Source organism: Sphingomonas sp. MMS24-J13, assembly GCF_044905095.1.
Lineage (GTDB): Bacteria > Pseudomonadota > Alphaproteobacteria > Sphingomonadales > Sphingomonadaceae > Sphingomonas_I.
Genome location: NZ_CP173258.1, coordinates 2,693,685 through 2,710,227, shown reverse-complemented (window position 1 = coordinate 2,710,227; position 16,543 = coordinate 2,693,685). Strand labels below are relative to the sequence as shown.

The 16,543-nt window shown below is 66.5% G+C and carries 16 protein-coding genes; 5 read left to right on the top strand and 11 right to left on the bottom strand.

The genetic code is table 11. The annotated features are described in order from the left end of the window. Nucleotides 1–17: 17 nt before the first annotated feature. The 8 genes from AB4Z44_RS12660 to AB4Z44_RS12625 are packed head-to-tail and all read right to left on the bottom strand — an operon-like array spanning nucleotide 18 to nucleotide 9,796. Entirely contained in the window at nucleotides 18–497 is a 480-nt protein-coding gene (locus tag AB4Z44_RS12660; RefSeq protein WP_404710057.1) for a sarcosine oxidase subunit gamma, read from the bottom strand. Beyond that, on the bottom strand, nucleotides 490–3,246 hold the full coding sequence (locus tag AB4Z44_RS12655) for an FAD-dependent oxidoreductase (protein WP_404710056.1): 2,757 nt from the start codon (nucleotides 3,244–3,246) through the stop codon (nucleotides 490–492). Before AB4Z44_RS12655 ends, AB4Z44_RS12660 begins: the two co-directional genes overlap by 8 nt. Continuing rightward, a complete protein-coding gene (locus AB4Z44_RS12650) occupies nucleotides 3,243–3,506 on the bottom strand; it encodes a sarcosine oxidase subunit delta (protein WP_404710055.1) in 264 nt (87 codons plus the stop codon). The genes AB4Z44_RS12655 and AB4Z44_RS12650 overlap by 4 nt, the downstream gene beginning before the upstream one ends. Before the next feature lies 1 nt (nucleotide 3,507). Then, entirely contained in the window at nucleotides 3,508–4,764 is a 1,257-nt protein-coding gene (locus AB4Z44_RS12645) for a sarcosine oxidase subunit beta family protein (RefSeq protein WP_404710054.1), read from the bottom strand. After that, entirely contained in the window at nucleotides 4,761–5,885 is a 1,125-nt protein-coding gene (locus AB4Z44_RS12640) for an NAD(P)/FAD-dependent oxidoreductase (RefSeq protein ID WP_404710053.1), read from the bottom strand. Before AB4Z44_RS12640 ends, AB4Z44_RS12645 begins: the two co-directional genes overlap by 4 nt. After that, on the bottom strand, nucleotides 5,882–7,336 hold the full coding sequence (locus AB4Z44_RS12635; protein WP_404710052.1) for an FAD-dependent oxidoreductase: 1,455 nt from the start codon (nucleotides 7,334–7,336) through the stop codon (nucleotides 5,882–5,884). Before AB4Z44_RS12635 ends, AB4Z44_RS12640 begins: the two co-directional genes overlap by 4 nt. Before the next feature lie 2 nt (nucleotides 7,337–7,338). Beyond that, entirely contained in the window at nucleotides 7,339–8,598 is a 1,260-nt protein-coding gene (locus tag AB4Z44_RS12630) for a cystathionine gamma-synthase family protein (RefSeq protein WP_404710051.1), read from the bottom strand. Continuing rightward, nucleotides 8,588–9,796: an aromatic ring-hydroxylating dioxygenase subunit alpha gene (locus AB4Z44_RS12625; RefSeq protein ID WP_404710050.1), complete on the bottom strand. Its 1,209-nt coding sequence runs from the start codon at nucleotides 9,794–9,796 to the stop codon at nucleotides 8,588–8,590. The genes AB4Z44_RS12630 and AB4Z44_RS12625 overlap by 11 nt, the downstream gene beginning before the upstream one ends. 274 nt (nucleotides 9,797–10,070) lie before the next feature. Here AB4Z44_RS12625 and AB4Z44_RS12620 point away from each other — a divergent pair, with 274 nt between their 5' ends. Then, complete coding sequence (locus AB4Z44_RS12620; RefSeq protein WP_404710049.1) at nucleotides 10,071–11,381, top strand: spinster family MFS transporter; 1,311 nt, start codon at nucleotides 10,071–10,073, stop codon at nucleotides 11,379–11,381. Between the two features lie 145 nt (nucleotides 11,382–11,526). Beyond that, nucleotides 11,527–12,393: a LysR substrate-binding domain-containing protein gene (locus tag AB4Z44_RS12615; RefSeq protein ID WP_404710048.1), complete on the top strand. Its 867-nt coding sequence runs from the start codon at nucleotides 11,527–11,529 to the stop codon at nucleotides 12,391–12,393. Between the two features lie 30 nt (nucleotides 12,394–12,423). Here the strand turns inward: AB4Z44_RS12615 and AB4Z44_RS12610 are convergent, their stop codons facing one another. Further along, nucleotides 12,424–13,371 (bottom strand): fatty acid desaturase, encoded by a 948-nt coding sequence (locus AB4Z44_RS12610; RefSeq protein WP_404710047.1) that lies wholly within the window; start codon nucleotides 13,369–13,371, stop codon nucleotides 12,424–12,426. Between the two features lie 111 nt (nucleotides 13,372–13,482). On the opposite strand from AB4Z44_RS12610, the gene AB4Z44_RS12605 reads away from it, so the two are divergent. From AB4Z44_RS12605 to AB4Z44_RS12595, 3 genes are all read left to right on the top strand, one after another. Further along, on the top strand, nucleotides 13,483–14,316 hold the full coding sequence (locus AB4Z44_RS12605) for a hypothetical protein (RefSeq protein WP_404710046.1): 834 nt from the start codon (nucleotides 13,483–13,485) through the stop codon (nucleotides 14,314–14,316). Continuing rightward, nucleotides 14,291–14,932: a phosphate/phosphite/phosphonate ABC transporter substrate-binding protein gene (locus tag AB4Z44_RS12600; protein WP_404710045.1), complete on the top strand. Its 642-nt coding sequence runs from the start codon at nucleotides 14,291–14,293 to the stop codon at nucleotides 14,930–14,932. The genes AB4Z44_RS12605 and AB4Z44_RS12600 overlap by 26 nt, the downstream gene beginning before the upstream one ends. 77 nt (nucleotides 14,933–15,009) lie before the next feature. After that, nucleotides 15,010–15,132 (top strand): hypothetical protein, encoded by a 123-nt coding sequence (locus AB4Z44_RS12595; RefSeq protein WP_404710044.1) that lies wholly within the window; start codon nucleotides 15,010–15,012, stop codon nucleotides 15,130–15,132. A gap of 85 nt (nucleotides 15,133–15,217) precedes the next feature. Here AB4Z44_RS12595 and AB4Z44_RS12590 read toward each other — a convergent pair whose 3' ends face one another. Both AB4Z44_RS12590 and rpsU read right to left on the bottom strand, forming a co-directional pair. Next, complete coding sequence (locus AB4Z44_RS12590; protein WP_404710043.1) at nucleotides 15,218–15,862, bottom strand: YoaK family protein; 645 nt, start codon at nucleotides 15,860–15,862, stop codon at nucleotides 15,218–15,220. Nucleotides 15,863–16,214: 352 nt separating this feature from the next. Then, on the bottom strand, nucleotides 16,215–16,415 hold the full coding sequence (gene rpsU / locus AB4Z44_RS12585) for a 30S ribosomal protein S21 (protein ID WP_037535892.1): 201 nt from the start codon (nucleotides 16,413–16,415) through the stop codon (nucleotides 16,215–16,217). Nucleotides 16,416–16,543: the final 128 nt, after the last annotated feature.

The window sequence follows — 16,543 nt, the reverse complement described above, 5'->3', positions numbered from 1 at the left end:
CAGCATGACGGGGGAATTTACACCGCCAGCGAAGGCAGAGCCTGCCCCCAGAAGTGGACCAGCCCGGCCGCATAGCTCGCCGGCACATAGGCCAGGCACGCATCCTCGCTTTCGACCCACAGCCGCACCGCGACATGATCGATGATCGTCGCCGCGGCGCAGCCGGGGGCGAAGGTCGGGGATTCGGCGTCGAACAGGCCGCCTTCCATCAGCAACGTGCGCCAGCCGGGGCCGGCGATGCGCACGCGGGCGATGCCGCCGCCGATTGCGGTCAGCGCGCCGTCGTCGCCGATGAGGGAGGCGAGCGGCGCGGGATCGCCCTCGACCAACCAGACCGTCGGTTCGAAGCGGATCAGGATGAGGCCCTCGTGCGACGTCGATCGTCCCATCGGCGGCAGGACGATATCGAACCGTGCGGCGACATCACGCGCGTTGCTCCAAATCTCCAGCACGTGAAGCGGCGTCGGCGGCAGGATCGAGATCGTCGGCTCAGTCACGGTAGAGTGCCCCCGCCGGATCGTAGAAATGGGGCGACGTCACCCGCACGCTGGTCGTGATGCCGCGGGTCGGTGATGAGGCCAGCAGGATCTCGTCGATGCGGGCGCGTCCGTCCGCGAGGAGGCCGAGCGCGATCGCGCCTTCGCCCAGCACGCGCCGACCGGAGCCGGTGATGTGCCCTTGGGGCGGCCGGTGCAGGGCCGGGATCAGCATCGCGCCTTCGGGGATCGCCCCGTTGAGCGCTTCGAGGCCGACCAGTTGCAGCCGACCGCTCTCGGCGAGCGCGGGCCGCTGGAGGCCGGCGGCACCGATAAAACCGCCCGCTTTGTTGAGCATGGCGTCGAGGCCGAGATCGTGCGGGGTCATTCGGCCGTCGATCTCGCCACCGACGAGCACGTGGCCCTTTTCGATCCGCAGCAGGTCCATCGCATCGAGCCCGTAGAGGCAGCCGCCTTCGCTATCGATCCCGGCTTTGAGCGCGGTCCAGACGGGCAAAGCGTGGCTCGCCTCGACATAGACTTCGAACGCGCGTTCGCCGCTATAGCTGGCGCCGAGCACCAGCACGGACAGGCCGGCCAAGGTCGCGCGCTCCGCCGCCATGTGGCGCGGCGGCTCCGCAACGATCAGCGCCTGCAACACTGCCCTGGCGCGCGGCCCGGCGAGCGCGAAGGCCGCGTGATGCTCCTGCGCGTTGACTGCCGAGACGCGCAGGCCGGGGCGCAGCACGTTGCGGACGTACGAGATCTGCGTCGCCATCCGGTCGGCGCCGCCGGTCGAGCTGGTCAGCAGAAAGCGGTTGTCGGCGATGCGCCAGACGGTGCCGTCGTCGCACACCATGCCGTCTTCGCGCAGCATGAAGGTGTAGCGCCCGCGCCCGTTCGCCAGCTTTGCGACCGGGGTGGCACAGACGATCTCCAGCAACGCCGCCGCGTCGGGGCCCGTCACCTCGAACTTGGCGAGGGTCGAGACATCGGTGAGGCCGACAGCGCGCCGCACAGTGCGGGCTTCGCGCAGGGCGGCCGCAGCGGACGTCTCGCCGCCGATCGGGTACGTGCGCGGGCGGAACCAATAGCCGCTCGGCTGCCAGATCGGGTTGCGCCGGGCATGCTCGTCGTGGAGCGGCAGGCGGCGGACATGCGCGCCCGCGTCGCGCCCGGCGACGCCGGCAAGCGCGCCCATCGTCACCGGCGTATAAGGCGGCCGGAACGTGGTCAGCCCGGCCTCGGGCACCGCGACATGCTGCTTCTCGGCCAGCCGGGTGAGCGCGGCCATGTTGCTGGTCTTGCCCTGGTCGGTCGCCATGCCGAGCGTCGTGTAGCGCTTGAGATGCTCGACCGAGCGATAGCCCTCCTGCCAGGCGAGATCGACATCGGCCAAGGTCACGTCGTTCTGGAAATCGACGAAGCTCTTCTTGGCCGGCCCGGCGGGCGCAAACGGCATCGCCGCGGGCGGCTGCGCGGCATCGCCGATCGTGACGCAATCCTGCGCGATCGCACCGGGGATGAAGGCCTGCGCCGCCTCGTCCCAGCCGAGCTTGCCGCCCGCCTGCATATGAAGATGGACCACCGGAACGAACCCGCCCGACACGGCGAGCAGATCGGCGTCCCAGCTTTTTGTGGCATCGCCGATCCGCGCGGTGACTTGCTTCAGGCTGTGGCGCCCACCGGTGACCGTCTCGGGCCGGGCGTCATAATGCGTGGGGAAGGGCGATGCCGGGCCGGTGGCGCGCGCATCGAGGATCGCGACCACCTCGGCCCCCGCCTCGGCCAGTGCATCGGCGGTCCGGTAGGCGTCGTCATTGTTGGTGGCGATCACGACGCGGCGGCCGGGTAGCACGCCGTAGCGACGGATATAGGTCCGCACCGCCTGCGACAGCATCACGCCGGGGCGATCATTGTTCGCGAACGGGATCGGCCGCTCGATCATCCCCGTCGCCAGCACGACCTTGCCCGCGCGGACATGCCAGAGGCGTTGCGCGACACCGTGCGGCGGCAGCGCGCCGGGCTCGGACAGCCGCTCGACGAGGGTGATGAAATTGTGATCCCAATAGCCCGCCGCCGTGGTGCGGGTAAGGATGCGACCGCCCTTCGCACGGATCGCAGCCACCGTCGCATCGATCAATTCCGCGCCGCCGTCGCGGAGCAGTGAGCCGCCGGGGATCGCGTCCTGTTCGACCAGCATCACCCGTTCGCCGCGCTCGGCCGCCTCCAGCGCCGCCGCGAGTCCCGCCGGACCGGCGCCGACCACCAGCACATCGCAGAAAGCGGCACGCTGGGCGAAGCTGTCGGGATCGCGTTCGGTCGGCGCATCGCCGAGGCCCGCCGCGCGGCGGATCAAGGCTTCATATTTCAGCCAGCGCTTCGCCGGACCCAAGAAGGTCTTGTAGTAGAAACCGGCCGGCATCGCCTTCGAGCCGAGCCCGAAGATCGCCCCGGCATCGAAGGCGAGGCTCGGCCAGCAATTCTGGCTGGAGGCGACAAGACCGTCATAGACGAACAGATCGGTCGCGCGCGTATTGGGCTCGGCGCGGCCGCCGGTGCCGATCGTGACCAGCGCATTGGGTTCCTCGACGCCCGCTGCCATGATCCCGCGCGGGCGGTGATATTTGAAGCTGCGCCCGACCAGCCCGATCCCGTTGGCGAGCAAAGCGGCGGCGAGCGTATCGCCCGGCCGCGCCTTGTAAGTCTTGCCGTCGAAGATGAAGGAAACGGTCTCGTCGCCGCCGGCGATGCGTGTGGGGCCGGTCATGGCAGTGCCTCCGGGCCGATCGGCCGCACCGCCTCGATCGCGTGCGTCACGCGATGGCGCGTCAGGATCATCCACGCGCGGCAGCCGAACGTATGACGCCAGATCTCGTCATCGACCCCCATCGGATTGGCGCGCGTGAACAAAGCGCGCATCGCCTCGTCCGCCGGTGCGGCCGGATCGACGACGGAGTCGGTCGTGCGCTCATAGGTGAACTCGGCTTGCGCGCGCGGGCCGCAGTGGGGGCAGGGGATCAGATACATATCAGCGGTGGTTCGGCAGCGGGCCGACGCCGGGTTCGTCGATCGTCGCACCCCGCTCGAAGCGATCGAGCGTGAACGGCGCGTTGAGCGGATGCGGTTTCCCGGTCGCGAGCGTGTGGGCGTAGGTCCAGCCCGATGCCGGCGTGGCCTTGAAGCCGCCATAGCACCAGCCGGCATTGAGGAAGAGGTTGGGCAAGGGCGTCGTGCCGATGATCGGTGATCCGTCGAAGCTCATGTCGGTCACGCCCGACCATGTCCGCAACATCCGCAGCCGCGACAGCGCCGGTACCAGAGCGATGGCATTGGCGATCGCGCCCTCGATGATCGTCGGCTGGCCGCGGCGGGCATAGCTCGGCCAATTGTCGGGATCGCCGCCCATGACAATCCCGCCTTTGTCCGATTGGCTGATATAGCAATGGAGCGAGTTGGACTGGATCACGCCGTTGATCATCGGCTTCACGCCTTCGGTCACCAGCGCCTGCAGGGTCTGCGATTCGATCGGCAGCCGCAGCCCGGCCATGCCGGCGACATGCCCGCTATGCCCCGCGACACAAATGCCGATCCGTCCCGCATCGATCCGCCCCCGCGTCGTCTCAACCCCGACGACCGCATCGCCGTCACGAACGAACCCGGTCACCTCGCATTTCTGGATGATGTCGACGCCCAGCGCATCGGCGGCGCGCGCATAGCCCCAGGCGACCGCGTCGTGGCGCGCCGTGCCGCCGCGCCATTGCATGAGCGCGCCATCGATCGGGAAGCGCGCGCTGCGCGACATGTCGAGCAAAGGCTCAAGCTTCGCGACCTTGTCGCGCGAGAGCAGTTCGGCATCGATCCCGTCGCACGCCATCGCGTCGCCGCGCTGCGCGAGGATCGCCATGTCGGCGTCCGAATGGCCGAGGATCAGGGATCCGCGCGGCGAGAACATGACATTGTAGTTGAGCTCGTCGCTCAGATGCTCCCACAGCTTGAGCCCAAATTCGAAGAAATCGTGGAGCGGTTTGAGCCGGTAATTGGAGCGCACGAGCGTGGTGTTGCGGCCGACATTGCCGCCGCCGATCCAGCTCTTCTCCAGCACCGCGATGTTGCGCAGGCCATGCACCTTGGCGAGATAATAAGCGGTGGCGAGCCCATGTCCGCCACCACCGATGACGATGATGTCATAGGATGCGCGCGGCTCGGGATCGCGCCAGGCGGGCTGCCAATGCTTCTGCCCGTCGAACGCGCCGCGGATCAGGCCGAACGCCGAGTAACGGTTCATGCCAGCGGCTGCCAGCCTCTTTGCGCGATCCAGTCGGGTTCGAGATCGTCGAAGCGCGACAGGCCGATCTTGTCGATATTGGTGAAGGTGCAATGGCCTTCGATCACCAGATCGCGCACGGCATGGCCCGATGCCGGCGACAGGCCGAAGCCGACGCTCGACATGCTGCACACCACGACATTCTCGGGATCGGTCATCCGATCGATGATCGGGCGGCCGTCGGGCGTATTCTCGATCACGCCCGCCCAGCTGCGGATCACGTTGAGGTGCGCCGCACCCGGCAGCAGCTCGGCCACACGCCGCGCGAGGTTGCGGGTGAGCGGCGAGGTCGGGCGGACGGGGCTGGCCTCGCCGATCTCGATCCACTCATGCGGGCCGCCGCCATAAGCGAGATTGCCGCGCAAGGTCTGGCGGCCATAGAGGCCGTTGCCGTCGACCCCGCCGAGCGGCAGTTTGGGCGCCGGCTCGGTCACGATCATCTCGGCGCGCGCCGCCGCGACCGGCACGTTGATCCCGAGCTTGGCCATCAGGATGCCAGTCTGCGGGCCCGCCGCGACCACCACCGCATCGCATTCGTAGCGCCCGGTCGCGCTTTCGACCGCGACGACCTTGCCGCCCTGCGTCTCGAACCCGGTCACCGGGCTGTGCTGGACGATCCGCCCGCCCAGATCCTGCACCGCCCAGGCATAGGCCTGCACCGTGCGCTGCGGATTGGCGTGGCCGCCGAAGCGATACTGGATGCCGCCGACACAATTGTCGCCCGCCAGCGGCACGCGCGCGCGCGCTTCGGCCGCGTCGAACACATCGACATTATAGCCCATGCCGATCACCATCTTCGCGAGATAGTGATAGGCCGCGAGTTGGCGTTCGTTGACCGCGATGATGATCCGTTCGGACTGGAACTCGGTCGGGTAGCCGAGCAACTCGTCCATCTGCGGCCACATGCGCTGCTCTTCGTCGAACAACGGGCTCGCATAATGCGATGCGCCGCCGCCATTGCGGCCCGACGCTTCCCAGCCGACGATGAACTTGTCGAGCACGGTCACCGCGACGCCCGATCGCGCCAGCCACCAGGCGGAACTCAGCCCGGTTACCCCGCCGCCGACGATCACGACCTTCATGCGGACCACACCCTTGCCTGCTGATGGGTAATTTCGGCTTCGGTGCCGATATCGCGATAGGGGATCCATGCGGTCGGGATGCCGAACCACACGTCCCAGCCGGAACGCATTTCCTCGCTCTCGCTCCAGTCGGCGAGGATCTGGAGCGGCAGCGGCCGCACCGGCGCGCGATGCGTGGCGAGCGGGATCGTGCCGAACGGCTGGTCCGCCTCGATCGCGAGCATCATCGCCACCTGATCGCGGCAGCGCCGGCCTTGGCAGACGCCCATGCCCGCGCGGGTCAGACGCTTGATCTGGTCCTGATTGGCCGGGCCGTCGTCGAGCAAAGTCGCGAGCGAGCGCGCCTCCATCGTCGGCGATCGCGTCAGGTAATTGGGCGGCTGCACCCCGATCAGATCGCCGCGGGTCACCTCCTCGCACTGGCAGACGATCGTCTCAGGCGCGCTGACCGCGCCGAGCGCACGCGCCCATTCCATCCGATAGGCGACATGATCGAAGCCGGTATCGGGCAGGCCGGCGCAGTCACCGACAAAGTCGATCCCGTCATCGGGCGCGGGCACATAGCCGCCGCGCACCGGATCGAGCGTCCGCTTCGCGCCCATCGCATCGACCAGTTCGATCGCGGGGACGAGGCCGATGCCAAGACAGATCGTATCGCATTCGATTTCGGCACCAGAGCGCAGGATCGCGCGCTCGACGCCGTCGATGCCGCCCTCGGCACGCGCGACGACATCATCGGTGTGGATCGCGATCTGCGCGGCGCGCACCGCCTCGACCAGATCGGCACGGCCCTGCGGCGCGTCGCGCACCTCGACCAGCCCGGCGACCGCGACGCCCTTTTCGCGCGCAAGCAAGGCGGTCTCCAGCGCGAGATCGTGCGATCCGACGAACAGCACGCGCTTGCCGGCGAAGGCCTCGTAGCGCGAGAGCAGCATCGTCAGCGCCGCCGCGCCCATCACGCCCGGCTGGTTCCAGCCCGGGAAACCGATCGCGAGATCGCGCGCGCCGGTCGCCAGCACCAGCCGGTCGAACCCGACCAGCCATGAGCGGGTCGCATCGGCCAGCCCGACGACCTGGCTCGGCAGCGTGCCGAAGGCGGGGCCGTTGCGGTAGACGCCCCATGCGCAGGTGCCGAGCAGAAGCTCGACGCCCGCCTCCATCGCGGCCTCCAGCCCGGGCTCGCTCGTGAAAACCGTCTCGACCATGCGATCGGCATTCAAGGTCGCGGTGGTCATGCGGCCGCCGAAGAAGAGCGGCACGTCATTGCCCATCGCGGCACCCGCGACCGGATTCTCGTCGACCAGCAGGACCGATTTGCCCTCGCCCGCGGCCACGACCGCCGTCTCGATCCCGCTCGGCCCCGCGCCGATGACGACGACATCGTAGCACGCCGCGGGGGCAGGCAATTTGCCGTTGAGCGCGTGGGAATCGGTGATTTGGGAATCGCCCATCGTCAGACTGCCTCGAGTGCCTGGGCCAGATCCGCGACCAGATCGTCGGGATGTTCGAGCCCGATCGACAGGCGCATCGTCCCGTCGGTGATGCCGCCCGCAATCCGAAGATCGCGCGGGACGGCGTAATGGGTGGTGGTCGCCGAATGGCAGATCAACGTCTCCGATCCGCCGAGGCTGACCGCGAGCTTGGCCAGCCTGAGCCGATCGAGCATGCGAAACAATTCCGCCTCTCCGCCATGGAGGTGGAAGGAGAAGGTCGATCCTGCCCCCTTGCACTGGCGATCATAGACCGCGCGGGCGGGCGTCCCCTGTTCGAGGAAGCCGAGATAGGTGACACCTGCGACCTTGGGATGATCGCGGAGGAATTCGGCGACGATCCGGGCATTGCTCATAGCGCGCTCGATGCGGACGCTCGCGGATTCGAGCGAGCGTACGACCAGCCATGCGGTAAAGGGATCGCAATGATTGCCCCACGTCGTGCGCAGCATCCGCAGCCGCGCGATCAGATCGAGACGCCCGCTGATTCCGCCGGCGAGCAGATCGCTATGCCCCGCGCAATATTTGGTGAGTGAGGTCAGGCACAGATCGACCCCATGCTCGATCGGCCGCTGCGCGAACGGCCCGAGCAACGTATTGTCGACCACGACGAGCGGCCGGCGGCCCTGCTGCGCCGCCACCTCGTCGGCGATCGCCACCATCAGATCGAGATCGACCAAGGCGGCGGTCGGGTTGGCCGGCGTCTCTGCGACGATCAGCGCGAGCGATCCCTTGGCCATCGCTGCCGCGGCCGCGGCGCGGACGTTGGCGGGATCGGTGCCGTCGGTATAGGTTTCGACCGCCGCGCCGAACTCGGACATCACCGTGCCGTAGAGCATGTCGACGCCGCCATAGATCGGGCGGCCGTGCACCACGCTGTCGCCGGGCCGCACGAACGCGAGCGCGATCGAGGAATGCGCCGCCATGCCGCTGGCGAAGGCAGCCGCTGCTTCGGCGCCGTCGATCGCCGCCAGCCGGCTCTCGAGGATATCGAGCCCGGGATGGCCGAGCCGCGCGTAGATGTGGTTGCTTTCGCCGACGAGCGGGCCTTCATTGTCGAAATAAGCGCAATGCACGTCCTTGGCGTGCTGCGCCGAGGGATAGATGAAGGTCGAGCTCAGATAGACCGGCGGCTTGACCGCGCCGAGCGCCTGCGCCGGATCGTAGCCATAGGCCACGGCCAAGGTCTCGGGCCGGAAATCGCCGGGCGATTTAACCGACATCGGCGAGATACGCTTTCGCGGTGGCGCAATACCAATCGGTGAAGCGCAGTGCGAGGCTCTCCGCCTCGGCCGAATAAGGGCCGGGAATGAAGCCTGGGCTGTTGACGCCCTTCTGGTTGTTCTCGGCCAATTCCTTGTCCTGCAGATTGGTGCGCGTCCACAGATCGATCAGCGCATCGACCTCATAGTCTTCGCCTTCGATCGCATCCTTGTGGACATACCATTTGCCGAAGACATGCGTCTCGGTCGGCGAGATCGGCATCGCGCTGAAGATGAAGACATGGTCGGCGGTGGCGTGCATGAAGCAATGCGGATCGACCGCAAGCCGCATCGAGCCGACATAGCCGTCGTTGAGATCCAGCATCAGCTTCCTGACGACATGCTGGCCGGTCATCGAGAGCGTGACGACATCCTTGTTGAGCGCGAAGCGGGCGAGCTGCCACCAGCTCCCCTCGATCGCGTCGGCGGTCAGATCGTGCTGCGCCATCGTGTCGGCGAAGGCGAGCAGCCGCTCGTCGCCATCCGCGTCGAAATGCTTCTTCACGCCGACGGGAAAGGTGCGGGCAAGCTCGGGATGGCCCGAGGCGCAATGATAGCATTCGCGGCCATTCTCCATCACCAGCTTCCAGTTGGCCAGTTCGGAAATGACGCTGTGATGCGCGAGCTTGGCATGCTCCATCCGCTGCGGCCCGAGATAGATTTCGAGCTTCTCGGCGAAGTCGTCGAACGGCGGCGGCTCGTCGGCGAAGCAGACGAAGATCGCGTGCGAGACGATGCGGAGGTGGAGCTGCTTCAGGCCATGCTCCGACTTGTCGAAGTCTGCGTCCATCCGCATCGCGGTGAACAGCGACCCGTCGAGATTGTAGGTCCAGCGATGATAGGGGCAGACCAATTTGGGCGCGGTGCCCGTGCCGGGCTGGCACAGGATCGATCCGCGATGGCGGCAGCTGTTGTGGAAAGCGCGGATCTCGCCGTCGCGGCCGCGCACGATCAGGATCGGCCAGTTGCCCACCATCTCCGAAATATAGCTGCCGGGCTTCGGCAGCTCGCAGTCGAAGCCGATCAGGAGCCAGCTGCGGCCATAGATCGCCTTCATGTCGAATTCGAACGCTTCGGGATCGTTATACAGCCCCTGGGGGAGGCAATGCCCCTCCCGCCGCTCCGCCACGAGGGCGCCTATCCGCTCGAGATCGATCATCGGATGTCCAAAAGCTTTGTGTGACCGGCTATTGGGTGAAGGAAGCCGGGGGCGGCAGCCAATCGCATTTCGTCATGACCCCATAGCATATTCTCCAAATGTCGGGCCGGCCTCAGCCACCGCGTGCAATCGGCGGAAATCCGCCAATTTACACGCCGGGAATGCTATCGGGAAAATGGATCGGGGCAGTAGATTTCATAAATACTTCACCTAAGCTCCGGTCATCGGCGCAGGGCTTGGCCGGCGCGATCGGGCGGGGTGACGGATGGCGGGGATGATCGTCGGGACCGCAGGGTCTGCACCGACCAGCGAGATCAGCGCTTCGGCCGGCCTGCGCTGGTACGTCCTCTTCATCATGATGCTGGCCTACACGATTAACATCGCCGATCGGTATGTGATGTCGACCGTGCTGGAGGAGATCCGGCTCGAACTGCATCTGAGCGATGCCGGCATCGCCTTCCTGACCGGCGTGTCGCTCGCGCTCTTCTATGTCGGCATGGGTTTCCCGCTCGCATGGCTCACCGATCGCTACAGTCGCCGCAACGTTTTGATGGTCTCGATCGCGGTCTGGTCGGCGATGACGACCTTCTGCGGGCTGGCGCGCAACTATACGCAGCTTTTGCTGGCGCGGATCGGCGTGGGCATCGGCGAGGCCGGCGGATCGCCCGCCTGCACCTCGTTGGTCTGCGATTACTTCCCCGCCGCGCGGCGGCCGATGGCATTGACGATCTTCTGCCTCGGCGCGCCGCTCGGCGCTTGGCTCGGTGCCAGCGTCGCGGGGGCCGCAGCGCATGCTTATGGCTGGCGCGGGGCCTTCCTCGTGCTCGGCGTTCCGGGCGTGATCCTCGCCTTGATCGTGCTGCTGACGATCCGCGAACCCAAACGCGGCTGCCTCGACAAGCCGGCGTCGGAGGATACGCCGACGGTGATGGAGACATTGCGCTTCATCCGCGGCCAGCGCGCCGTGATCCACGTCTTCATGGCCAACGGCGTCACCACTTTGTGGGGCTGGGGGCTGATGTGGTTCACGCCGACCTTCCTTCAGCGTACATACCACCTCAACGTGGCGCAGGCGGGCGATATGGTCGGGCAGATCTATCTCGTCGCCGGCGTCGGCATCTCGCTCTTCACCGCCTGGCTGCTGGCCAAGCCCTATTTCGTCGATCCGCGCCGGATTCTGGTGTTGCTCGCGGTGGTCAATGCCGTGGCGACGATCCCGTCGATCATCGCCTACTGGACCCATTCGCTCTCGACCGCCACCATCTCGCTATGGCTGTTCATCCCGGCGGTCTATCTGATCCTCGGCCCGCAATGGGCGCTGACACAGAATCTCGCGCCGCCGAAAATGCGCGCGATGTTCAGCGTCGTCGGCCTGCTCGTCGCCAACGTCTTCAACCTGATCGTGGCGCCGCAGGGCGTCGGACTGCTCAGCGACTGGTTCGCCGGGCCCGGCGGCCCCGATGCGGCATCGCTGCGAAGCGCGCTGCTGATCCTGGCGCCGACCGGCTTTTGGGCGGCCCTGCACTACTACCTTGCGATCCGGACGATCGTCGAAGACCAGAAGCGTGCCATCGGCGACGCGTGAGGGCCTGGAAAGCGTTGACCGGCTTTCCCGCTAGCGGCAGGAACGGCCAAGTGCTGGAGGCCTGAAAATCTCGTCCGATCGCCCGATCAATCGCCGCTGGTTGCCCCTCAACGCGCTGCGTGCGTTCGACGCGGTGGGCCGACACATGAGCTTCACCGGGGGCGCGCAGGCGCTCACCGTGACGCAGAGCGCGGTGAGCCGGCATATCGGCAGTCTCGAGGGTCTGATCGGCAAACCCTTGTTCGAGCGCGATCCGGCCGGGCTCAAGCTCACCACGGCGGGAAAGACCTTGCTCCCGGTGGTCAGCAAATCGCTCGATCGCATGGAATATGCACTCAACGGCATCCGCGAGGACGGCATCGAAAGCCGCCCGCTGCGCCTGCACATTCCGCCGACCCTGCTCTACCAGAGCGCCATGCCGCTGCTGCGCGATTTCCACCGCGAGCATCCCGATATCCGGATCGACGTCGTCACCTCCAACGCTACCGGCGAGCCGCGCACCGACGTCGACATGGCGATCGTGTTCGATCGGCCGAAGGTCGACGAGAAGGTCGCCGATCTGCTGCGGCTGGTGCGCGTCGCCCCTTTATGCTCGCCGGCGACGGCGGCCGCCGCCGAGGGCCGATCGCTCGAACAATTCCTGCGCGAGAATGATCTGCTGCATGTCCGGCTGGAGGGCGAGCCGCGCGGGCTGTTGTGGACGGCCTATGCCGATCAGCAGCGGCTCGATCTCGATACGTCGCGCGGCATGGCCTTCGACACCTCGATCACGGCGGTGCGTTATGCGCAGGTCGCGACCGGGGTGGTCCTCGCCGATATCGACATCTTTGCGCAGGAGATCGCGGCCGGGCGATTGGTCATGCCCTATGACCGCGCCTCGGCCGACGGTTTCGGATACTATCTCAAGACCAATGTCGAGGATCTCGCGGATCCCGCGATCGTGCTGCTGCGCGATTGGATCATCCGCCATTTCCACCATCAGCGGATCGACGAGCCGCTTTCGGGGGAGTGACCCCAAGCGCCTCCCGTGCGGGGAAGCGCTTTACCGATCCACCCGCACCGGATGCGGCACCGGCTCCTTGGCGCGTAACCCGAAGTTGCGCAGCACCTCGCCATAACCTCGGAACACATAATTATCGTTGATCGCCCGCCATTCGCTGCGGCGCGCGTGATAGGCGGCCGGCAGATCGTACCACGGCATTCCCGGATGGGTGTGATGAACCAGATGCAGATTGTTGTTGAGGAACAGCGGGCCGAGTAACGAACGCTCGACGATCACCGTCCGCGCCTCGGGCTGTTCGGCCCATCGATGTTCGCAGAAGGAGCGGAGCGCGAGCAGCGACAGCCCGGCATAGGCCGAAAGCAGATAGGCACCGATCGGCATCGCGAAGCCGAAGCGCACGATCAGCGCGACCGCGACCAGCCCGATCGCATGCAGCGTCCACGCCATCCGAACCTGCCGCGCGCGATGGTGGTCGGCGGGCCGCAGCAGCGCCTTCGCCTCGGTCTTGAGAAAGACGATAGTGGTCAGCGCGGGGCCGATCAGCATGCGGACCAGCAGCATGTTGTTCCACGTCAGCACCGCTCGCCACGCGCGCGGCAAACGCTGCCAATCGGCGCGCGCGCGATAATAGCTTTCCGGATCGTCGTAGGGATCGGTCAGCCGGCTGTCGTTATGATGCTGCAGATGCTGCTGGCGATAGCGCCGGTAGGGCACGAGTAGCCCCAACGGTAGCCAGACCAGCGCCTCGTTGAGGCCGGCGCTGCCCGTCGGATGGCGATGGATCGCCTCGTGCTGCAGTGACGAGTGCAGCACGATCGTCAGCGCCAGGAGCAGGATCGAGACGAGCGGGGCGTGCACATAGAGCAGGCCAGCGCCGAGCCAGACCGCATAGCACGCGCCGATCAGCGCCAGGGTCGGCCACTCGATCGCTTCGTAGGTTCGGACCAGTTGGGCCGCGGGCGCCGCGGCAGTGCGGGATTGGTGCATGACCGGAAGGTCTCATCGATCGATCGCCGCATCAACGCGGCAATGGAGACATTTCGTTGACAATGTACGACGTTATAGTCAATCGGTGATTATTATCACGAAAGGTGGACTTTGGATAAACGCGATCTCGCCGATATCTTCAGCCAACGGCTCGGGTTGCTGTTCGAGCGGTCGCGCAGCAGCCAGTCGGCCTTTGCGGATTCGATCGGAATCGATCGCTCGGCGCTGTCGCTGCTGCTGTCGTCGAAGACGGCGCGACTGCCGCGCGTCGAGACTCTGCTCCACATCGCCGAACGCCATGCCGTGACGCTCGATTGGCTGCTCGGGATATCGGAGGACGAAGGCACCACCGGCGCGATGCTGCCGAGCCGCGCGATCGAGACCGCCGAGGACGATGGCGCGACCTTGCTCATGCGCTGGCATGCCGAGGCGGCGGGCACCAAGATCCGCTACGTGCCGGCCCGCATCCCCGATCTGCTGCGCACCTCGCAGGTGATCGCGTACGAGACGTCCGCCGCCCACCAGAGCGCCGAGGCGCAGGAGGAGGAGGCGGTCTTCCGGCTCGATTACAATCGCGCGCCGGGGACCGACATGGAATCGTGCATGCCCTATCAGACGCTGCTCCAGTTCGCCGAAGGCTCGGGCATCTGGAACGGGCTGTCCAAGAAGGTGCGCGCGGCGCAGCTCGATCACATGGCGACCTTGATCGAGGAGCTCTATCCCTCGTTCCGCCTGTTCCTGTTCGACGGGCGCGAGCGTTTCTCGATTCCCTACACGATCTTCGGATCGACCCGTGTCGCGGTGTTCGCCGGCCAGATGTATCTGGTGCTCAACAGCGTCGAGACGATCCGCACCATGCGCACGCATTTCGAGGGCCTGATCCGCCACACCCATATCCATGCCCATGAGGCGGCGGAATATGTCAGGTCGCTGCGTGTCGCCTGAGCTGCCCGATCGGCTGGCGAGCCTCGCCATGTACAACGATCCGCCGGTCGTCCGCGCCGCGACCCGCCAGCTATGGAGCCATGTGCGCGATAGCCTGCGCGCTGCCGGGCTCGCCGGCATTCCCGACGCGCTCGACGAGACGATCGCCCATGATGCGGCGTGGCTCGCCCCGAACCTGCTCTTGGCCCAGACCTGCGGCTATCCGTTCGCCACCCGGCTGCGGGGCAGGGTAAGGCTGGTTGCGACGCCCTGCTACGATCATCCCGGCTGCAACGGTGCGTGGGGCGGGAGCTTCGTCATCGTACGCGCGGACGAACCGGCCATATCGATCGCCGATCTTTTCGGTCGTCGCGCCGCCATCAACGATCGCGGCAGCAATTCCGGCTACAATCTGCTGCGCGCGACCGTGGCTCCGCATGCGCGGGGCGGACATTTCTTCGCGGACGTGATCGAGACGGGCGGCCATGTCGCCAGCCTCACTGCTGTCACGACCGGCGTCGCGGATGTCGCCGCGATCGACTGCGTGACCTGGGGCAATATCGCGCACCACGCGCCCGAGAGGCTGCAGTCCCTGCGCATCCTCTGCGAAACGCCCAAGACCCCGGTCTTCCGCTGATCACGCGCGCCACGGCGAGCGATGCCGAGCTTGCAACGCTTCGTAAGGCGCTCGACCGCGCGGTTGCCGATCCTGCGATGGCCGAGGCATGTCGGGTACTGGGCCTCAAAGGCTTCGCGATCCTGACGGAGGCCGAATACGAAATCGTCCTACGGCTCGAACGCGACGCGGCGTCGTCGGGCTTTCCCAAAATCGCCTGATCGCCGCGATGCAGGTGCCCGAGGGCCGATCTGGCGGGGCGACGTGATGCGGGAGACCGGGACGGCAATTGCGGACAATCCAATCTCACCGCGCGTGCGCTGACGGTCCGATCACCGCGGCATAGGCCGCGAGCAAGCCTGTGACGCCCGCCGGCGCCCAGATCGCAGCCAGTCCGAACCGCACGTAGACGATGGTTCCGATGACCGCGCCGAGCGTCAGCGAGCACCATAGCGCCAGGTAAGGCGCCCAGCTCCATCGCGGACCGCCCATGAACGCAGCCGCCAGGCGCTGGCCGAACTTGACGAGCGTTCCGGTCATATAGGTCACGCCGATGCTCACCTCGCCATCGCGCTGGAAGACCGCGTTCTCCGCACCCATCGCAGCCGCCAGGAACAACGCTGCGGAGCGGCCGACGATCATGTCCGTCAGTGCGGCGCCTGCCAGCAGAAGCGATACGAGGAGAAGGATGACGGGCTTGCGGTGCCGTCCGGCTGCCGCAGCGGCGAAGCTTCCGGCAATCACGCCGATCACGAACGCCCCCACCAGGCCGCCGGCGGTCCTGGCCGCCGCCAGATCGGTCACCGTTCCGACGGCGAGCCGGGTTGAGTTGCCGCTCATGAACGATACGAAAAAACCGCCGAGCTGGCTGAAGCCTACCGCATCGACATAGCCGGCCACGGCCGCAAGACCGGCCGCCAGGATCCAGAATCGTTTCTCGTACCCAATCAACCGCCAACCCCTACCGCATCATGCTATAAAGGCCTTTCCCAGGGGCATGCTCAAGGCCGGATCTACGATTGAGGTCCGATGTCGGGATATCAGCGCGTACTGCGCCTCACCGCCAAAGCACATGCTGACCCTGGAGGCGTGAAGAAGGATGGCTCCCTCGCGTGCGCGAAGGCTGAGCCCCAGGGGAGGGTGGCGTTGTCGGTCTCGCGCATATCCGCTGAATTCCGGTCAGTTTGCGCTACCCTAGGTAGCGTTGGTTGGAACCAAGCTGAAACAGCGCGGAACGCAATCAGGAACCAAGGGCCGCTTGAGGGCCCGCTTCGCAGCTATGCGCGTGTGGGTCGCCGAAGTGTCAGCGATCCCGCTCTGCTCGCTTGCGATCGGCCTTCCGGGCACGGCTGACAGCGGCAGCATGCTCGCGTGCGCGCTTCTCGGAGGGTTTCTCGTAGTGGCGCCGCAGCTTCATTTCACGGTAGACGCCCTCGCGCTGCAGCTTCTTCTTCAACGCGCGCAGCGCTTGGTCGACGTTGTTATCGCGAACGATGATCTGCATATTCTCTCGGCTTCTAAAAAATGGGAGCAGGTTAAGGGCTGACGCTCTAGCCTACCGGCAGGCGCTACACGAGCCGAAAAAAACGACCGAGGAACGCTGTCGGGAGCTGGAGGGCGGTAGGCCGGGCG

Excerpts from the sequence above, each read along its gene's own strand:
- AB4Z44_RS12655 (WP_404710056.1), bottom strand. The coding sequence starts at position 3,246 with ATGACCGGCCCCACACGCATCGCCGGCGGCGACGAGACCGTTTCCTTC.
- AB4Z44_RS12650 (WP_404710055.1), bottom strand. The coding sequence starts at position 3,506 with ATGTATCTGATCCCCTGCCCCCACTGCGGCCCGCGCGCGCAAGCCGAG.
- AB4Z44_RS12645 (WP_404710054.1), bottom strand. The coding sequence starts at position 4,764 with ATGAACCGTTACTCGGCGTTCGGCCTGATCCGCGGCGCGTTCGACGGG.
- AB4Z44_RS12640 (WP_404710053.1), bottom strand. The coding sequence starts at position 5,885 with ATGAAGGTCGTGATCGTCGGCGGCGGGGTAACCGGGCTGAGTTCCGCC.
- AB4Z44_RS12635 (WP_404710052.1), bottom strand. The coding sequence starts at position 7,336 with ATGGGCGATTCCCAAATCACCGATTCCCACGCGCTCAACGGCAAATTG.
- AB4Z44_RS12630 (WP_404710051.1), bottom strand. The coding sequence starts at position 8,598 with ATGTCGGTTAAATCGCCCGGCGATTTCCGGCCCGAGACCTTGGCCGTG.
- AB4Z44_RS12625 (WP_404710050.1), bottom strand. The coding sequence starts at position 9,796 with ATGATCGATCTCGAGCGGATAGGCGCCCTCGTGGCGGAGCGGCGGGAG.
- AB4Z44_RS12620 (WP_404710049.1), top strand. The coding sequence starts at position 10,071 with ATGATCGTCGGGACCGCAGGGTCTGCACCGACCAGCGAGATCAGCGCT.
- AB4Z44_RS12615 (WP_404710048.1), top strand. The coding sequence starts at position 11,527 with ATGAGCTTCACCGGGGGCGCGCAGGCGCTCACCGTGACGCAGAGCGCG.
- AB4Z44_RS12610 (WP_404710047.1), bottom strand. The coding sequence starts at position 13,371 with ATGCACCAATCCCGCACTGCCGCGGCGCCCGCGGCCCAACTGGTCCGA.
- AB4Z44_RS12600 (WP_404710045.1), top strand. The coding sequence starts at position 14,291 with ATGTCAGGTCGCTGCGTGTCGCCTGAGCTGCCCGATCGGCTGGCGAGC.
- AB4Z44_RS12595 (WP_404710044.1), top strand. The coding sequence starts at position 15,010 with ATGGCCGAGGCATGTCGGGTACTGGGCCTCAAAGGCTTCGCGATCCTG.
- rpsU (WP_037535892.1), bottom strand. The coding sequence starts at position 16,415 with ATGCAGATCATCGTTCGCGATAACAACGTCGACCAAGCGCTGCGCGCG.